The following is a 17,998-nucleotide window of genomic DNA, read 5'->3' as shown; positions in this document are numbered from 1 at the left end:
GGGTTGAGGTAGGTCCAGCCGAACTAGGTCATATCGTCACAGTGACGTTTTTCGAGTGTGGGCCGGGATCGGTAAAACAGCCCTGGATTCGCGAAATGGGTTGAACGAGAGAGGTTTCAGTCGCTCCAGTAATACCATGCGGGTGAATTTGTATCGGGCCCGATGATTGCGCCGCGATGACTCCCCAAAGTGAATCTCGCTTGTCGTCCACGTTTGGGTCATGGAGTGGGTGACTGGTGGAGTCGAGTCGCGCGGCCTGGTGCATCCCAAGCGTCTGTGCAGGTTGGACACTTCGGGCAGTTGTCGCTGGTGTGTTAAATGCCGATAAGACACATTATGTCAGTTAAAAGTCTCCGTTTTCATCAACAACCCGAGCCGGCGGATCGCCAGGCTCGTCATAGATTGCGCTACTGGTCTTCAGTGCCTCCTCGGCGGTGGCGAAAACGGCGGGAATCACGGCGAAATCCATGCTCACCCAACTAGTAAATCGCAACAGCCAATCGACCTGCGGTCGAATCACTGCCGGCGACTCATATCTTGAAGGCGCAGTACACCAACCGGTGTCCACCGAGGAACTCCCGCACCTCGGCAATAAAGTTCCCCGACAAGTCGTTCCAATTCCAGAACGTCAGCCCCAGAGCCGAAAATGCCCAGGGCGAGCCCCAATCCCAGTCATTGAGCCCGATCCCAACGCCGCACCCCCCACAGGCCACCAAGCCTCCGCCGCCGTCGAGCCATTCGTTGAACGCATCGTTGAACGCGGTGTCCCACCGACCTAGCTCTCTGGGCCACAGAGTTTCTCGGTATCCGCACCGGGGACAATCCACTGCCTCTAGCTCCAAGTTCCAGTACACCTGCCGGCCGACGTCGATCGACACCCCGTTCGTCAGAAACGGGGGTAGGGCAGCCGATGCGTCACCGATCGCGTGCCCATAATTGGCGCCAGGTGCGTAACCGCCTTCGCTACCTAATACGCAGTCGGTGAGCTCAGGCGCGATGATCCCCCCGCCAATCAGCCAGGACGTCAGCGGTTGCTTCATCTGAACCGCAGCCCGATCATCGATCTCCACGTCGACAAGTGTCTGCATGTAGTCACCCACACGACAATCGTAGAGTCGCCCCTGACACTTCCCGACGGGAAAGATCGTGTCACCGTCTGCGAATGCAGCACGCATCACGCATAAGGACTCCACGCGGTGCACCCTCTCCCTCACCAACGGCCAAACTCGCCTGGCAGCACCGATACCCCCACCACCTCATCGAGGCCAACTAACAACCGACCAATCCACAAGACTTGACGATTGCCCGGAACCAGAGGACCCGGACACGTCTCCGCGCTACCGGCGAGCTCCGTCGGCTCGGCCCGCCTGCCAGAAGCGCGCAGCAAATACAACAGGCGTTTCTGGGATCGCCCGGACATCGCCGACGAATACGGGCCTACGCAATTGGCTCCACGGCCCTCCTATCCGCGACTGCCGCTCGCTCCAGGGAGGAATACGGCGGAATCGAATACGGCGGGTTACCACTATTAGTCTGATTGTCGCAAAGGATGCCCGATCCGCCTCTGCCCTGTGTCCGTTCTCAATGGATATGGCAGTACTCTCAGCCATCATGGCAGTACCCGGAATCGGGGTGTTTTCTCTGAGATCTTGGCAGCACGAGGGTGCCGTTGGTATGTGAGGTCTGCCTGGAAGTTAGTAGAGCTGATGACCTTTCAGGGGTTTAAGCGGGTGTTGATGAGTCGTACAAAGCCTTTCATTACTGTGCGGCTGGCGTTGTGACTTATCCGTTCGACTAGGCTTCGCGGGTCGGAATTGACGGGCACCGAGCCGAGTCGCGGGAACAATGCGAGTGCATTGCTGCGCCCTATCGCGTTACGCGCCGAGGTGTCTAGTGCTGGATATGATTCCAGGCCCGCTGCGAAGTATTTACCCGCCGCGACGGGCGCGAAGGGCCAGTCGGATCCGAAAGTGATGTGCCCAGGTTTGGCGAAGGCCAGCAGCGTGGGTAGCGCCGCGGCGCTGGAGGACAGTGCGGTGTCGAAGTAGAAGCTCGCGAAGTCGTCCAAACTGTCGGCGGGACTGCGGCCCAGCTCCCCCATGATTGCCACAGCCATGCGGTGAGATGCATAGGGGACGAATCCGCCGGCGTGACTGAGGATGAACCGGATGTTGGGATACTTGCGGCGGATCCCGTTGCGTACCAATAGATAGGCGGCGCGGGTGGTGTCGAGGAGGAAGTCGGCGGCAAAGGGCGCCACTCCTGGGACGGTCGGGCCTGGCAGGTCTGCTGGGTGAATGAACACGACCGCTGAGCGTGCATCCAGTGCTCTGAACAGGTCGTCCTGGCCGTCCTCGCCGAGGTAGGTTCCCGCGTTGTTAGCGAGCAGCACTACCCCATCGGCTTTCAGGTCATCGAGTGCACGTGTCACCTCGGCGACCGCGTGATCGATGTGCGGCATCGGGACGGTAGCGAAGAATCCGAAGCGATCGGGGTGTTCTGCCACCATCGCGGCGGTGTAGTCGTTGAGATCACGCGCCAACGCCGCAGCATCGATGGCCGACGGCAGGAACGTGGTGCCGGGGGTCGAGACGGAAACGATGGCGGTACCGATGTCGAGATCGGCCATCGTCTGAAGCGAGCCTTCGGGGCTCCACTGTGGCAGTTCCCGTCCCCCGGCTTCATCGATTCCTGCTCGCTGTAACGCTTTACGGTAGTCGGGCGGAATGATGTGGTGGTGTGTATCGATGCGCAACATGATTGTCCTTGATGTCTAGTTGGGGTGTCAGGTATCGGCGATTCCGGCGCCTGCGAGTGCGGGCACAGCGTCTTCACGGCGCAGCAGTGACTGCGCGCCGGATTTCAATTGGGCAAGTTTGTCGCCAATGAGGTGTCCTTGGGGCGTGTGGCCCCAAATGCTTATACCCTGGTAAGTCGTTGGCCGCCAGGTGGCTTCGTCGACAACGATGGGGTTCCATCCGACTTCCCATTCGAAACCTGATGGAGTTACCGCGTAAAAGGAAAGTTCCTTGTCGTTGGTGTGCTGGCCGACGCTCAGTGCCATGCCGAAGCCGAGTTCTTTGACCCGCTGATAAGCCGCGGTCATGTCATCGAGTTGGGCTACTTGGATGTTGAGGTGCTGTACCCGGGTGCGGATCGGGTTTACGGGAAGTCGGTTCAGTGCCGCGATGGCGATGGAGTGGTGGCGTTCGTTGACGCGTAGGAACCTGATTTTCACCTTGACACCGCTGATGGTTTCGTCGATATAGTCACTCAGGCGAGCATTGAACACGGTGTCGTAGTAACCGCGCATCTGCTGGGGCTTCTTCGAGGTGATGGCAACATGCCCCAGTCCGGCCTCTCCGGTGACGAATCCGCCGCGGTTGGCCATCGTTAGTGGGGTTGAGCTGGTGTGGGCCTGGGTGAAGATTTCCTGAGTAAGGCCGTTGGGGCCCGGAAACCGTACGAGCCGCTCCACCCCGCGCAGCGCGGCTTCTTCGGCGGCACCGTCAGTAACAGGTACGCCGTGGCGGGTGATTCGGGAGATGATTTCGTCGAACGCCTGATGATTGTCGACGTGCCAACCTAGGGCGGTCACATCTTCTGCGGGCCCGCGCTGTAGCAAGAATCTGCAGTCATTGTCATCGAGACGAAAACGCATGACGCCGGGCAATGTCTCATCGACGTGCATGCCGATGGCGTCGCGACCAAAGCGACGCCAGTCGGCGAACATGTTCGTTTCGATGGCGATGTATCCGAGGTGCACATCGCCGAATACTGAGGTGCTGCCCCGCCCGTTCATGAGATGAAACTCGAATCGTCAGAGAGGAAATCGGCGACCAGCTGATTGAAGAACCGGGCCCGCTCCCATTGCATCCAGTGGCCGGTGCTTGAGGTCATGACCAACTGCGCGTTCGGCATGATGCTGGCTAGCATCGGCCCGCCCGCCGGACGGTTGACTTTGTCGTCTTGGCCCCAGAGCACGAGCGTAGGAGTCGGCAGGCTCTTGAGCCGGGAATCGCGGGTGAGGTCCATGCGCCACAGTGTGCGCAGTGCGGTCGGTCCGGCAGGACGGCGCAGTGGCGGGTTGGCGACGACCTCGGGGTCGATGGAGGCCTGGTATCTCAGGTCGATCAAATCGTCTGGCACCGAGGCGCCGTCGTAAACGAGGTACGTGCGGATGAAGGCTTCGAGCTTGTCTCGGGTGGGACCGTCGCCACCGTAGTAGCCAAGGAGGCTGTTGAGTCCGGCGGTCGGCAGGTTTCGTGTCGTGCCGATACCGCCGGGCCCCATCAGCACCAACTTGCCCACACGGTGCGGGGTGTCTAACGCCAACCGTAACGCCGCGGCCCCGCCGTAGGAGTTGCCGATCAGGTGCGCGGTATCTATGCCGAGTAGATCGAGCAGTCCCCTCATCGTGTCGGCGAGGTATCCGAACGGGTCGGATTGGTTCAGGCTCTTGGTGGAGCGTCCGTAGCCGGGCATATCGGGCACGATGACACGGAAGTGTTTGGCTAGTGCATCGATGTTGCGGGAGTAGTTCGATGTTCCGGTGGCACCCGGACCGCCGCCGTGTAGGAGGACAGCGGCAGGGCCGGAGCCGGTTTCGGCGTAGAAGATGTCTTTGCCGCGCACGGTTACTGTGCGTTCGGTGAGCTGTCCGGTAGTCATGCGATTTCTCCATTGCAGATAGTGGCGCTCGTGAGTGCGCGTGCGGAAAGACTGGTGAATCCAACCGGCGGCGAAGGCAACTGTTGGCCAGGTTCGACGGCCGCGTAGATGAAGCCGTCGGGCCGAACCACCACGGCGGCAGCCGATTTCTCGCGCAACCAACGCAGCAATGTGCCGCCGCTGTCGACCATCGCCTCAGGGTGTGGGCCGTTCTCAGGACCGGTGATCTGCACAACTGACACGCCCGCGGATATCCAGGCGTCGGCGCCCCCTGTGAGCGCGGCGGTGCTCACGATCGCCCATTGGCCGCCCAGGACATCATCTAGTCGCACAGCCGCACCATCTTTATCGATCAGCCACGGCTGTGGAATCAACCATCCCGTAGCGCGGTGCTTCTGGCCAGCAAACAGGCCGCCGTTGTATCGCGCAGCCGGGATCCAAATGATGCGCTGCAACAGATTCATGACGCCAGGGATTCGGGTCAGCGCCCGCAGGGCGTGGTTGCGGATCGCGGCGACAGCCTTGTGCCGCTCGGTGATCACCCGTCCCACCAGAACCGCCCGCCGCGTCGTCTCGGTTACGTGCGGCTTCCTTTCGATTTGATAGGTATCCAGGATCGACTCGGGCAGTATCCCTTTGAGCACTGCCGACAACTTCCAACACAAATTGGCGGCGTCGCGAACCCCGGCCGACATGCCTTGACCGATCCACGGCGGCATGGCATGCGCGGCATCGCCGGCCAAAAACACTCGCCCGACCCGCCATCGGTCGGCCACACGAACATGGTGGCTGTAGACCACCGCACGCAAGATCCTCACCTGTTCCTCAGTGATGCCTTGGTCATTGAGGATTTTCCACACTTCCGCATCGCTGGTGAGCACGTTGTCGTCCTCCCCCGTGCGGGCGGGGAACTCCCAACGGTGATGCCCCAACGGGGTTGGGCAGTCCACTGTCGGTCGTGCGGGATTGCAATGGAAGCGCAGACGGTCATGGCCGGGCCACTCGGTGAGGACCTTGGTATCGATGACCACCCACCGCTCGGCGTAAGTGCGCCCGGCATACCCGATACCCAATTGCCCACGAGTTGGCGATGATCCGCCCTCTGCCACGATCACGTAGGAGGCCCGCACCCGCTTGAAAGTGTCATTGCGCAGATCGGCCAGCATCAACTCGGCCACCGCGCCTCCGGCGGCTACACGCAGACATTCATGCTCAAGCAGGATCTCGACGTTGGGAAACCGCTCCACTCCCTCGCGCAGCACGTGGTCCATCGCCGGTTGATAGATGAACTGTTGAGGCGGGTGGCCACACCCACGCCCCAAGATCGTCGTCTCAGCGAAGGGCCTGCCCTCCGCATCAACAAAGGCCACCGGCCGGTCCGGCAGCATGTCGAGCTGCAACCGGTCGGCCAACCCCACTGACTGCCAAACACGCAACACCTCCTCGTCGGTGGAGATGGCGCGGGCCCGAGTGTAGACATCGGGATCACGTTCGATAACGAGCACTTTCAGTCCCGCTTGACCCAGCAGATTGGCGGCGGTGGCGCCAGTGGGTCCGTAGCCGATGACAGCCACGTCATAGATCAGATCGGTCACTGCGAGCTTCCATCTGTCGTGCGTCGTTGCCGACACTTGTTTCGTAGTGATCACTACGGTACTGTAATGATCACTACAGAGTCAAGGGTGTATGGGAGTGAACTGCGATGGGCAACGATTCACCGAATGAAAAGGGGCGGCGGCGGCGCTTAGACGGCGAGATTTCCCGTACGCGGATCCTCGACGCGGCTACCGAAATTGCGACCGAGCGCGGCTATGAAGGCACCAGCATCGGCGCGGTCAGTGCGAAATGCGGGCTGCCCGCTAGTTCGATCTACTGGCACTTCAAGGACAAAGACGACCTGCTGGCCGCGGTCATCGAGCGCAGTTTCGGCGACTGGCTCACTGCCTGGCAGCTGCCACCGCAAGGAACCGCCCTTGAGCGAGCCGAAGCGGTCGCCATACAGACCGCCAAGGCTCTGCTGGACTCACCGAGTTTCATTCGGCTGGGGCTAATGCTGGCCCTGGAACAACGACCGGTGGAACCCCGTGCGCGGGAACGGTTCTTGAGTGTACGGGCCGAAGCGCGCAGTGCCCTGGTTCTCAGCATGGGCGAACTGGCGCCCGGCCTACAGGACGCGCAGGTGCAGGAACTGGCCACCTATGCCATGGCAGGCGCCGACGGACTATTCATCGCCAAGGAGATCGGCGGAGACAGTGTGGACCTGATCGCCCTGTTCAAAGTGCATGCCCGCGCCATCGTGGACACCGCAGCACGCATGGTCGCCGAAGCGGGACAACTGTGAACGCCGAGGCCGCTGGCATCCGCAGCAGCGCAGCCAAACTCTGGTCCGCCCAGCACGACCGCGCTCCCATCGCCCCGCTGACCACGACCTACCCGGACCTGGATGTGGCCAGCGCCTACGCGATTCAACAAATCAACCTCGGTCGGCACCTAGAGGCCGGCGCGAGCTTAGTGGGCCGCAAGATCGGCCTTACCTCCACACCGATGCAGACCCTACTCGGCGTCAACGAACCAGACTTCGGCTTCATCCTCGATCAAATGGTGATCACCTCAGGCACCGTCGAGGCCGGTCAATTCTGTGCGCCCCGTGTCGAGCCCGAGGTGGCGTTCTTGCTGCGCACTGCCCTGCGTGGTCCCGGTATCACCGTCGCAGATGTATACGCGGCCACCGCCGCCGTGGCTGTGGCCTTGGAGATCGTCGACAGCCGAATCGCCGACTGGAAACTGACACTGCCCGACACGGTGGCCGATAACGCCAGCTCCGGCGCGGTAGTACTCGGCCACTGGCAGCCCTATACCGACCAGCTGGCACTACCAAACGCCACAGCATCGCTGACACTCAACAGCATCGAAATCGACTCAGGCGCAGGCTCGGCCGTTATGGGTGATCCTGCCGCCGCAGTGGCCTGGCTCGCCAACTCGCTCGCTGACTACGACACCGAACTATCGGCCGGTCAATTCGTCATGTCCGGTTCGTTCACCTCAGCGGCCTTTGTACACAGCGGTGATGTCGCGGCCGCCACGATCACTGGCCTCGGCTCGGTCTGCCTGGCTTTCACATAAGGAAAACTATGACTGCACAACACGAATATCCGGTGGCGATCATCGGTTCGGGCAACATCGGCACCGACCTCATGATCAAGATTCTTCGCAGCGACAGCCCGCTGCAGATGGCTGCCATGGTCGGCATCGATCCGCAGTCCGACGGCCTGGCCCGTGCCGCACGGATGGGCGTGCCCACCACATCAGCGGGCATTGACGGACTGCTGGACATGGCGCACTTCGCGGATATTCGCCTAGTGTTCGACGCTACCTCTGCCTCGGCGCACCGCTACAACTGGGACAAACTGCAACCAACTGGTGTGCGCGTGCTCGATCTCACGCCCGCCGCCATCGGCCCCTACTGCGTGCCGGCAGTCAATCTCCAAGAGCATCTCAACGCACCTAACCTCAACATGGTCACCTGCGGCGGCCAAGCCACCGTACCGATCGTCGCCGCCGTCTCTGCGCACGCCGTGGTGCCCTACGCGGAGATCGTATCCTCGATTTCATCGCAATCCGCAGGCCCCGGCACCCGGGCCAATATTGACGAATTCATCGAAACCACCTCGGCCGCATTACAATCGGTGGCAGGAGCGCAACGAGCCAAAGCGGTGATGATACTCAATCCCGCCGATCCACCGATCTTGATGCGCAACACCATCTACTGCCTAGTCGCAGGCGACGCCGACCAGGCAGCCATCGAGACCTCAATCAACGAGATGGTGGCGCGCGTCCACGACTATGTCCCGGGCTACCGACTCAAGCAACGCGTCCAGTTCGAGACATTCGGCCCCGGCGACCCGCTGTACATCCCCGAGACCGGCAAGTTCACCGGCACCCGCGTCACCGTCATGCTCGAGGTCACCGGCGCGGCACACTACCTGCCCGCCTACGCCGGGAACCTCGACATCATGACCTCGGCCGCCAAAGCTACCACTGAACACATCGCCACCCACACAGCCCAAACCACCGAAGCAACAACATGACTGAACAGGAAAACAGGCTATACATCAGCGATGTCACACTGCGTGACGGCATGCACGCCATCCGTCACCAATACTCCATCAAACAAGCGACCGCGATCGCCACAGCCCTCGACAATGCCGGGGTCGACTCCATCGAAGTCGCCCACGGCGATGGACTTGCCGGATCCAGCTGCATCTACGGATTCGGCGCCTACACCGACCTGGAATGGATCGCGGCCGCAGCCGCGGTGGTCCAGCACGCCAAGATCGCCACCTTGCTATTACCGGGAATCGGCAGCATACGCAACCTCAAAGATGCACACCGCGCCGGCGCGGACATCGTGCGCGTCGCCACGCATTGCACTGAAGCAGACGTGTCCGCCCAATACATCACGGCCGCGCGAGGACTGGGAATGGAAGCAGTCGGCTTCCTGATGATGAGCCACATGACCACCCCGGCACTGCTGGCCTGGCAAGCCTCACTCATGGAAAGCTACGGCGCCACCTGCATCTACGTGGTTGACTCCGGCGGAGCCATGACCATGCGCGACATCGCCGACCGCGTCGACGCGTTGCGGCAAAAACTATCGGAAACCACAGAAATCGGGATCCACGCACACCACAACTTGTCACTGGGAGTAGCCAACTCCGTGGCCGCCGTAGAACGCGGCGCCAACCGGATCGATGCCTCCCTGACCGGGATGGGAGCCGGAGCAGGAAACGCCCCCTTAGAGGTGTTCATCGCCGTCGCAACCAAACTCGGCTGGCAGCACGGCTGCAATCTACACGCCCTACAGGACGCCGCGGACGATCTAGTGCGGCCCTTGCAGGACCGGCCCGTGCGGGTGGACCGCGAAACCCTCACCCTCGGCTATGCCGGGGTGTACTCCAGTTTCCTACGCCACGCAGAGGCGGCATCGGCCCGCTACGGCATCGATGTACGCACCCTCCTGGAAGAAGCCGGGCGCCGCCACATGATTGGCGGCCAGGAAGACATGCTCATCGACATAGCCCTGGACTTAGCTGCCCCGCAAGGAAATACCGCATGAGAGGCGCCGCTGTCGCCATCGTTGCCGCCGCGACCCGCCCTGTCGTCGTGTGACTTACCGCTGGGATGTTCTGCGAAAGCAACTAACGGCTTGGGGCACAGCCTATTTGAAACCCGACGCTACCTGACACCGTTTCACCGTGAAGGACGTGGATCCGAACGCACTTCAAACATCGATCCCCTACTGGCAGTCCGCAATCAAGTTCTGCCAACCTAACTAGCTAGTCAAGAAGCTGTTACCAACCGAGCGCCGACCGCATAGTTCTAAGTCGAATATGCAGGATTACCAGTAGACGTCCGATTACTGCAACGGATGCACGATCCGCCCTGGTGTGCGGACTCTTTGTCCGGCAGGTAGGAATCGTCCTGTCCCCCAGCGTTTTCCGAATCCATCGGCAAAATGGCCGTTCTGGTAGACGACTTGGCCATTGATAATGGTCGCAGAGACGGCACGATCGTTCCTGTTGACCATCCGACAAAGATCGCCATATTCAGGGATCAGCTGTTGGGCCAATCCGTGTACCGACTGATCAAGGCCCTCAGGGTCGACAATCACGATGTCCGCGCGATCTCCCACGCGCAGATGGCCCGCGTCCAGGTTGTACCAGTCGGCCAGCTCGCCGGTGAGACGGTTCACGGCTTGCTCAATCGTCAGGAAGGGCTTGCGCTTTCCCTGAGCCGATTTGACACGCTCCAACAATCGCAGGTGATAGTTGTAGAACGCCATATTGCGAAGGTGAGCTCCAGCATCGCCGAACCCCATATGTACACTTCGGTTCGCCGCGAGCTTGTCGAGATACTTGGGGCGGTGGTTTGCAATCGTTGTCCGCCAGCGAATATCGCGACCATACTCGACGACCAGGTCCAAAAACGCGTCTACCGGGTGGATTCCACGTTCGTCGCCGATTTGGCCAAAACTCTTAGCGATCAGTGTGTGGTCTGGACACTCGACCACAGTGGCGTCGTAGAGATTGCGGTGCCAGATCTTAGGACTGAATTTATTCTCGTAGTCGCGACGGAACCAGCGTCGGTACTTCTCTGATTTCAGTAGCTCAGTGCGTTCGAGTTGATCCTTAATATCGAGTGCGGCTGCGCCTGAACCGAATTCCTCGAACACCACCAGATCAATTCCATCGGCGTATACCGTGAATGGCACCGGTAGGTGCTGCCATTGGAAGCCGCCCTTGAGCAGACGGTTGAGAATTGGGGCGCCGTACATCATGAAGTAGATCATCGGCGGGTAGGCCTTTGAGTCTGCGGCCGCCAGCAGCGAGACCTTGAGCTTGCCGCGCCGGAATCGGCTGCTAGCAGCTAGAAAGAACTTGGCCACGTTGGGGTTCAACGTTATGCGCGGCGTGCTCTGCAATATGCGACCCCGTCGCCGCAAGATCCGATTGAGTGCCCTGAACTCTCGGCCCTTTACGAATGTCGAGGGCAGCGCGCGTGAGCGGTAACGGTCTCCATCCAGCTTGTCGATCCAGTTGGTGGTGGCTGACAGTCCCAGAAAACCCTCGTCGAGTGCATCAGTGAGGATGGTCTCCATCGCTCTGATCTCGGACTGGCTGGGTACCACATTCTCGTCGACTGCCCGGTCCATTCCCATGACAGATACTCGTAGGTCTGATTGCCCAAGGAACGTAGCAACATTCGGCCCTAGATGCAGGTTGTCGATGGCCTTGACGTACTCCCCTGATGACAACCATGTGCGGTGCGATTCGAGGGCGCCCACTACTGCGCTGCGCGGCACTGCTTCTACCCGGCTGAAGATGTCTGCGCAGTCCTCATTCGAGGACAGGATGGTAGTAAGCGAGCAGTTCCCAATGATGACCGTGGTGACACCGTGACGGACGGATTCGGACAACTCCGGCAGCACCAACATCTCGACGTCGTAATGTGTGTGAACATCTACAAATCCGGGCATGACCCATTTCCCGGTGGCGTCGATCACGCGATCGGCGGTTGATGGGTCGATAGGTTTCGAGCTGACCTTCACCACCTCACCGTCCCGTACCGCTAGATCAGCGGTACGCGCCGAGGTCGCTGACCCGTCGAACCAGATCCCGTTACTGATCAGCAAGTCATAGTCACTCATGTCGCGACCTTCCCCTTTCGTGCAGGTTCGCACGGTTAGCTTGAGTCCGATCAGTTTCGATGGCTAATTGAAATTGACTGGTAATCAACGAATATTCATAAGCTCCCAAGCATGCTACGGTGAGCGCGCCACCTAAACCATGCATCACTGCATGGTTCTATCGCAAGTTGGGAAACGGAATGTCACAGACGCCACAGTCAGACCCCGTGCGCGCTAGCAATCCAGAGCCGCTCAGCGTGTCATTTCGGTTTGCCGAGGTGGACCTCAAAGCGCTGACGTGGGGCACCCCCGGGGATCCGGTTGCGATCTTGGTCCACGGGTTTCCCGATAGCGCGTGGACGTGGGATCAGATCGGGCCAGCTCTGGCCGCTCGTGGTTGGTATGTAATTGCACCGTTCACTCGCGGTTATGCGCCAACATCATTGGCACATAACGACGACTATTCAATCAGCTCCTTGGTCGCCGATCTACGCGACCTGTATCGCGCGATTGCCGCGGACTCGCGGACGGTGATCGTTGGCCACGACTGGGGCGGGGCCATCGCCAGCGCCGCCACAAACGCCCATCCAGAGATGTTTGCTCGGGCCGTCCTGATATCGATCCCTCCGCTTGCAGCGATCAAAGCACTTTTCTCGCCAAGCAAACTGTTGCAGAACCTGCCAACCCTACTGCGACAGTGGCCACGCAGCTGGTACATGCCTGTGCTGTCCACGCCCGTGCTGTCCGACCTACTCGGGCATCGGCTGGTTGCGACACTTTGGCGGCTCTGGGCGCCGACATCCGGCCTCTTCGCATATCAGACCCGGGGCCTGGCGGCACTCAACAGTCGTCGGCGTCTGCGCGCAGCATTCAGCTATTACCGAGCCGTCTGGAATCCCCTGTACCGTCGCAGCAACCCCGAGCCCGCCGCGCAACGGCAAGCGTTCTCCCCAGGGAACGTTCCCACGCTGTATCTCCAAGGCGCCGACGATACCTGCGGGCTAGAGCGCACTGGTGCCCGCGCTCTGGAAGTAATGCCCCCGGGCAGCCGTCGTGTGGTGGTCGCTGACGCTGGGCATTTCATGCATCTAGAACAACCCGACACCGTCACCCAACACATTGTTGACCACATCACGGAGGACATCGCGCCATGAAATTCAGGAAAAAGGATCGTTTCCCTATGGATACGGTCGACATTGGTCCGCTGCAGCTCAAAGCACGAAACGTAGCATTCGATCTCAGCGTGACGCCACTGCACTGGATCCCGGGACACCCCGTGGCCTCGCACACCATCAGTGCCTACCACTTGCTGTTTCCTGAAGTGGAACGCTTCTTCATCGCCGCGTTCCGAGAAGCACTGCCCCATATTGCCGACGCCAGACTGCGCGAGGACGTGTTGGGCTTCATCGGGCAAGAGACCATGCACGCCAACGCCCACGATGAGTCCCTCGACGATTTCTTCCAACGCAACGGCATCAACCCCGAGCCGTTGCTTGCTCAATCGCGCTACATGCTGGCGAATATGCTCGGGCCCCGTACATTTCGGTCTCCGAAGCAGGCACGTCAACACCTGATTAATCGTCTCGCCATCACCGCAGCTTTCGAGAACTTCACCGCGTTTCTCGGCCACTTCGTGCTGAATTGCCGCTGGAATCAATATCAAGCCGACCCAAACATGTCAGCCATATTCCGTTGGCACGGCGCCGAAGAAATGGAGCATCGAACGGTAGCCTGGGACGTCGCCATGTACTTCGACCGCCGTTACTGGCGGCGCGTCCGAACAATGTTGATGGTGTTCCCTCTGGTCATCTGGATCTCTAGCCGGTTCATCTGGTATTTGGTGCAGAACGACCCACAAGCTCCGAAGTCCAGACTCAAAGTGCTGTACAGCGTCATCCGGGACGGGCATCGCGGCCTGCTCCCCACGCTGACAATGGTTCTCGGGTCGGCATTCGATTACCTCAAGCCTCGTTTCCAGCCAGACGAGACGGGATCGATGGCACAAGCCCTGTCTTATCTCGCCACTGTCGAGACTCGCACGGCCGCCGCATAGGAGCCTCTTCGCATGTTCACCAAATATCGCAGGCTGGCCGTACCTGCGCATGCTCACGGCAAGTATCAACGCGATCCGCTGATGGTGTTGATGACAATTGGCTACAACGCCCTTAACTGGCTCGACCGGTACACGTCCGTCCCGCCGATGCCGACCGGAACCAACGAATTCTTCGAGGCAACGGTCGAAGCGCAGGACCACGTCAGTCCTGATCACTCAGTGATGGCTCTGACGCTCGTCCGCCCCGATCGACTTCCCCTGCCTGTGTGGTCACCGGGGGCACATATCGACATCAAACTACCGTCCGGCCTGCTACGGCAATACTCGCTGTGCGGAGATCCCACCGACTCGACTCGGTACCGCATCGCCGTCCGGCAGGTTAACGACGGCCGCGGCGGATCCATCGAGGTTCACACCAACCTTCGCCCCGGAACGGTGGTGAATATCAGCAAGCCGCGCAATGCATTTCCGTTGGCAGTGGGTGGCTATAACCAGCGCACCGAGGCCTTCAGACTCATCGCAGCCGGTATCGGGATCACCCCGATCTTGCCGATGATTCGCGTCCTGGAACAGGTTTCGGCGCAGTGGTCACTGATCTACTGCGGCCGAAGCCGCGAGTCAACAGCGTTCCTGAATGAACTTGAGGAATTTGGTGACAAAGTCACGATTCACTTCGACGACGATTGTGGCCCGCCTACCGCCGAAATGCTATGCGGTGAACTTGCCGGCTCTTCGGCGGTCTACATCTGTGGACCTGCCCCAGTGACCGCTGCGGTCGAGGACTTTGTCTCTGACCGTGCAGACGTCGAGTTTCACTACGAGCGGTTCTCTGCGGCACCGGTGGTGAACGGTCGGGAATTCGAGATTGCGTTCTCATCCTCGTCCGACTCAGTCACGGTCGCAGCAGATCAGACGGCACTTTCGGCGATCCTGACAGCTCGCCCCGATGCCACATACTCCTGCCAGCAGGGATTCTGTAGATCCTGCGCGGTACGTGTGCTCAACGGCGAAGTCGACCACAGGTCCACCTCACTGAGTCAGGTCGAGATGGACGCGGGATACTTCCTGCCATGCGTATCACGTGCGACCGGCCGCCTAACCGTCGATCTCTAAGCCTTTGATGACGCCGGCCAGCGGCAGTGGCCGCGCGCCCCAAAACGAAAACGGCATCGCCACCCACCAGCGCATCATGGACGCAGCCCTTGACGTTCTGTCCACCAGCGGCTGGCGTAACGCCAGTGTGGCCGAGGTCGCCGCACGCGCCGGCGTGACCCGTGGAGCGATTCAGCATCACTTCAAAGACCGCGACGGCCTGTTCACCGCCGCCATCTCATACATCCTGAACATGCGCGTGCACCAGATCGAAGCGCTCGTCCAAACGCGGCATCCCAACCTCGAACAGACCCGCGCGATCATTCGTGAGATCATCGAACTACACCAGGGCCCCACCTTCAAAGCAGCGCTGCAACTCTGCATTGCGGCTAGCGACGACCCCATCCTCCAGCCACGCGTTGCGGCCATGGAACTAGAGGTTGGTGCCCGCGGCTTCTGGGCGCTGATCAGCGTGCTCGAACTCGATGGCAACAACGCCACCGTAAGAACTACGGTTCAGGCATTCTTGGACTGCGCGCGTGGACTTGGCCTAGCGGGCATGCTCAACGACGACTCGCGCCGCCGCCAACACCTCGCCGACCACTGGGCCGAGACACTGTCGCAGCTACGCAGCCCATCTACGGCTCAGTAGACGAGCAACGCCTCCATAGGCGGGGTCCGGCCTAGAGTCCGGGAAAAGATGGCCAAATAGCATGTCGCAGTAGTTTGCCCGTCAACTGGATCCCGGTGGCCGCAGGGACGGTGAAGGAGTCGTTAGGGTGGCGAGCATGACTGCGCACGACCGGCTCAACGGGCTTTCCCAGCGGATCACCGCGCTGACGGGGCAAACCATCAGCGGCGACCAGCTGGTGTCAGTGGCCGACCAGGCCTTCAAGCAGCAGATCAATCTTGACGACGATGGCCAGCTGCGCGCGCTGGTAGCAGAACTCGCTGCACCGCTGGCTTCCGATGGACCCGCAGTAACGGGCATACAGTCTGGCCAGTCTGCTGAATCGCAGAGCGTCGCCTCGGCCTTGCCGGCCCCCACGCCTTCCGCCGCGGCGTCCGGGAACCGCCGGATGCGATGGGGGGTAGTCGGAGCTGTCGCAGTACTACTGATCGCGGGGGGCACCGCCGCCTACTTCGTGATCCGACGCGCCTCGAACCACTGCGACACTACGGTTGCCGCCGCCGAGCAGGTTGCCCGCCTGAGCTTCGAGTTCACCGGTCTGGCAGATCAGAACCTGCCCGCGCTCAAGGAATATCTATCCCCCGAGGTTTACACGCAGTCCGAACAGGCATTCCACTCCGTCAGCTCGATTCCGGGCGCAGATCGATACGTCTCGCATATCGCCGAGCTGACCAGCAAGCAGGTCGAGTGCTCCGATACCAACGCCCGTGTTGAGTCACAGATCACCTGGTCGGTAACGACACCTCGAAGCCCTGCACCGCAGACCACGCACGGGACCTGGGACACCGCTCTCGAGTACCAGAAGAACCGGTGGATCGTCACCAAGGTCGAGTACGCGTCTAAGCACTGATGTGGCTGGTCCTCAGCGATTTCGCCGCGAAACGCCCACCTCCGCGCCGGACGATTGGCGGCGTCTCTCGCCCGCCGCAACTCAATTGAATCGCAGATAGTCGTTGTAACGTGCGCGCTGCCGCTCGAGTCACGAGCCGACCGCCGAGGCCGGTTGACAGCCGCGCCAGAAATCCCGGGGCGTCCGCATTTTGCTCAGCGGAAAAAAGGTTCCACCGTGCCACTGAGCTTGACGACCATCGGATTTCCGCGGCGATCCTTCGCGGTGGGGACTTCAACACGCACCCAACCCTCGGCCACGTTGTATTCGTGAACATTGGTTTTCTCGACACCATTAAAGCGAATACCCACGTCGCGGCGAAGCACCTCTTCGCTATAGAAGGCGCTACGCGGATCGATGGAGAGGTGATTCGGTGGAACGTCTGTGTTCTGATCCTCGGACATGATGACCTTCGTTGAATGCTGCGTTAGATGCTCGGATTGTTCTCAAAGAATCTACGCGCCCCTGCGGTAGAGGGTTGCGCGTAGGTCTAGGAGGGGCCGCTCTCCCCTGCCACTTCTGATGAATTCCGCACGTTTGTATCGAGAGGTTGCTGCGTGCCTGGGTGGCGACTCGAACTGACGTCTGGCTCGGCGGCCTGACCACTGAATGTAGCCCGACTGCTCGGTGGGCACCACTTGGGTGGACACTATGACGTGGCCCTTTCTGCAACAGTCTTCAAAGTCGAACTTGGCGTCTCCGATATCGATCACGGTTACTACGCCGATCACGCACTGACCGTGGCCCGTCATCCCAGTGAGACCGATGAGCGGATGGTGGTGCGGTTGTTGGCTTTTGGACTCCGTGCACACAGACTCAGCGACGTCGACGGGGAGTTGGAGTTCGGGCCAGGCCTGTCCACTCCTGGTGTGCCGGACTTGCGGCTAGTTGACTACACCGGCCGGATCCAGGAATGGATCAACGTCGGCCAGCCCGATGAACGCGCATTGGGCAAAGCGGCCAGCCAGGCCGATCGGGTGCTGCTCTTCCCATTCGCCGCCGGCGTGACCACCTGGTGGCGCACCGTCGGCCCCAAAGTGGCGGGGCTGTCGAACCTGTCGGTAGTGCAGATACCGCATGCAGCAGTGCAGCAACTGGCCCAGACTGTCGCTCGACGGGTCTCAGCACAGGTGATGGTGATCGAAGGTCAGGTAACGATGACCGTAAGCGGGGTCGACCTCACATTCACGCCCGAGCCATTGGAGTGAAGGTCTGAGCCCAAGGTGCCACCGGCTCCCCTGACGCCGTTTTCACCTGTTGCCCAATTTTTCTCGGCCGCAAGCCCGCGCAGTGTTCACCTGCAGTCGGGACGTTCTACCGGACCAGTAGGCAGTGGAAGGTGCTGCAGCACCGAGAACGGGGTCATCGTCGTCTCTCTGGTGCGGCGGCGGAAAGGATAAAGCCCCAGTCGCATCC

General features: G+C 60.7%; 18 protein-coding genes. 10 read left to right on the top strand and 8 right to left on the bottom strand.

Going from position 1 to position 17,998, the window contains the following annotated elements:
• Positions 1 to 343: 343 nt before the first annotated feature.
• The 6 genes from ABG82_RS29155 to ABG82_RS13695 form a co-directional block, all read right to left on the bottom strand.
• Positions 344 to 475 (bottom strand): hypothetical protein, encoded by a 132-nt coding sequence (locus ABG82_RS29155; protein WP_264032213.1) that lies wholly within the window; start codon positions 473 to 475, stop codon positions 344 to 346.
• Positions 476 to 530: 55 nt separating this feature from the next.
• On the bottom strand, positions 531 to 1,100 hold the full coding sequence (locus ABG82_RS13715) for a hypothetical protein (RefSeq protein WP_131676310.1): 570 nt from the start codon (positions 1,098 to 1,100) through the stop codon (positions 531 to 533).
• A 614-nt stretch (positions 1,101 to 1,714) separates the two neighbouring features.
• Positions 1,715 to 2,758 carry an amidohydrolase family protein gene (locus tag ABG82_RS13710; RefSeq protein WP_043079654.1) on the bottom strand — a complete coding sequence of 348 codons (1,044 nt, stop codon included), beginning with the start codon at positions 2,756 to 2,758 and terminating at the stop codon, positions 1,715 to 1,717.
• Between the two features lie 27 nt (positions 2,759 to 2,785).
• Positions 2,786 to 3,802, bottom strand: coding sequence for a VOC family protein (locus tag ABG82_RS13705; RefSeq protein WP_043079653.1), 1,017 nt, complete (start codon positions 3,800 to 3,802; stop codon positions 2,786 to 2,788).
• On the bottom strand, positions 3,799 to 4,671 hold the full coding sequence (locus ABG82_RS13700; protein ID WP_043079652.1) for an alpha/beta fold hydrolase: 873 nt from the start codon (positions 4,669 to 4,671) through the stop codon (positions 3,799 to 3,801). The genes ABG82_RS13705 and ABG82_RS13700 overlap by 4 nt, the downstream gene beginning before the upstream one ends.
• Positions 4,668 to 6,266: a bifunctional 3-(3-hydroxy-phenyl)propionate/3-hydroxycinnamic acid hydroxylase gene (locus ABG82_RS13695; RefSeq protein ID WP_043079651.1), complete on the bottom strand. Its 1,599-nt coding sequence runs from the start codon at positions 6,264 to 6,266 to the stop codon at positions 4,668 to 4,670. The genes ABG82_RS13700 and ABG82_RS13695 overlap by 4 nt, the downstream gene beginning before the upstream one ends.
• A gap of 107 nt (positions 6,267 to 6,373) precedes the next feature.
• On the opposite strand from ABG82_RS13695, the gene ABG82_RS13690 reads away from it, so the two are divergent.
• From ABG82_RS13690 to dmpG, 4 genes are read left to right on the top strand one after another with little or no spacing between them, the layout of a single operon-like run.
• A complete protein-coding gene (locus ABG82_RS13690; protein ID WP_005099608.1) occupies positions 6,374 to 7,012 on the top strand; it encodes a TetR/AcrR family transcriptional regulator in 639 nt (212 codons plus the stop codon).
• Positions 7,009 to 7,794 (top strand): 2-keto-4-pentenoate hydratase, encoded by a 786-nt coding sequence (locus ABG82_RS13685; protein WP_043079650.1) that lies wholly within the window; start codon positions 7,009 to 7,011, stop codon positions 7,792 to 7,794. Before ABG82_RS13690 ends, ABG82_RS13685 begins: the two co-directional genes overlap by 4 nt.
• A 32-nt stretch (positions 7,795 to 7,826) precedes the next feature.
• Positions 7,827 to 8,759 carry an acetaldehyde dehydrogenase (acetylating) gene (locus ABG82_RS13680; RefSeq protein WP_043079669.1) on the top strand — a complete coding sequence of 311 codons (933 nt, stop codon included), beginning with the start codon at positions 7,827 to 7,829 and terminating at the stop codon, positions 8,757 to 8,759.
• Positions 8,756 to 9,787, top strand: coding sequence for a 4-hydroxy-2-oxovalerate aldolase (gene dmpG, locus ABG82_RS13675; protein WP_043079649.1), 1,032 nt, complete (start codon positions 8,756 to 8,758; stop codon positions 9,785 to 9,787). Before ABG82_RS13680 ends, dmpG begins: the two co-directional genes overlap by 4 nt.
• Positions 9,788 to 10,087: 300 nt before the next feature.
• Here the strand turns inward: dmpG and ABG82_RS13670 are convergent, their stop codons facing one another.
• Positions 10,088 to 11,878: an N-acyl-D-amino-acid deacylase family protein gene (locus ABG82_RS13670; protein ID WP_043079648.1), complete on the bottom strand. Its 1,791-nt coding sequence runs from the start codon at positions 11,876 to 11,878 to the stop codon at positions 10,088 to 10,090.
• A gap of 236 nt (positions 11,879 to 12,114) precedes the next feature.
• Here ABG82_RS13670 and ABG82_RS13665 point away from each other — a divergent pair, with 236 nt between their 5' ends.
• The 5 genes from ABG82_RS13665 to ABG82_RS13645 all read left to right on the top strand — a co-directional run bounded on the left by ABG82_RS13665 (position 12,115) and on the right by ABG82_RS13645 (position 16,543).
• A complete protein-coding gene (locus ABG82_RS13665; protein ID WP_043079668.1) occupies positions 12,115 to 13,011 on the top strand; it encodes an alpha/beta fold hydrolase in 897 nt (298 codons plus the stop codon).
• Positions 13,012 to 13,037: 26 nt separating this feature from the next.
• The gene (locus ABG82_RS13660; RefSeq protein WP_052511102.1) at positions 13,038 to 13,910 is read left to right on the top strand and encodes a metal-dependent hydrolase; all 873 of its coding nucleotides are present in this window, start codon (positions 13,038 to 13,040) and stop codon (positions 13,908 to 13,910) included.
• Between the two features lie 12 nt (positions 13,911 to 13,922).
• Complete coding sequence (locus ABG82_RS13655; protein WP_043079646.1) at positions 13,923 to 15,023, top strand: PDR/VanB family oxidoreductase; 1,101 nt, start codon at positions 13,923 to 13,925, stop codon at positions 15,021 to 15,023.
• Positions 15,024 to 15,030: 7 nt separating this feature from the next.
• The gene (locus ABG82_RS13650) at positions 15,031 to 15,654 is read left to right on the top strand and encodes a TetR/AcrR family transcriptional regulator (RefSeq protein ID WP_043079645.1); all 624 of its coding nucleotides are present in this window, start codon (positions 15,031 to 15,033) and stop codon (positions 15,652 to 15,654) included.
• 136 nt (positions 15,655 to 15,790) lie between these two features.
• Entirely contained in the window at positions 15,791 to 16,543 is a 753-nt protein-coding gene (locus ABG82_RS13645) for a hypothetical protein (protein WP_043079644.1), read from the top strand.
• Positions 16,544 to 16,737: 194 nt separating this feature from the next.
• Here the strand turns inward: ABG82_RS13645 and ABG82_RS13640 are convergent, their stop codons facing one another.
• A complete protein-coding gene (locus ABG82_RS13640; RefSeq protein WP_005058085.1) occupies positions 16,738 to 16,986 on the bottom strand; it encodes a DUF3297 family protein in 249 nt (82 codons plus the stop codon).
• Positions 16,987 to 17,238: 252 nt separating this feature from the next.
• On the opposite strand from ABG82_RS13640, the gene ABG82_RS13635 reads away from it, so the two are divergent.
• Complete coding sequence (locus ABG82_RS13635; protein WP_043079643.1) at positions 17,239 to 17,790, top strand: YaeQ family protein; 552 nt, start codon at positions 17,239 to 17,241, stop codon at positions 17,788 to 17,790.
• The last annotated feature ends 208 nt before the right edge of the window (positions 17,791 to 17,998 follow it).

Source organism: Mycobacteroides immunogenum (assembly GCF_001605725.1).
Taxonomy (GTDB): domain Bacteria; phylum Actinomycetota; class Actinomycetes; order Mycobacteriales; family Mycobacteriaceae; genus Mycobacterium; species Mycobacterium immunogenum.
The sequence above is the reverse complement of the archived record's forward strand: the minus strand, read 5'-3'. Positions and strand labels throughout refer to the sequence as shown.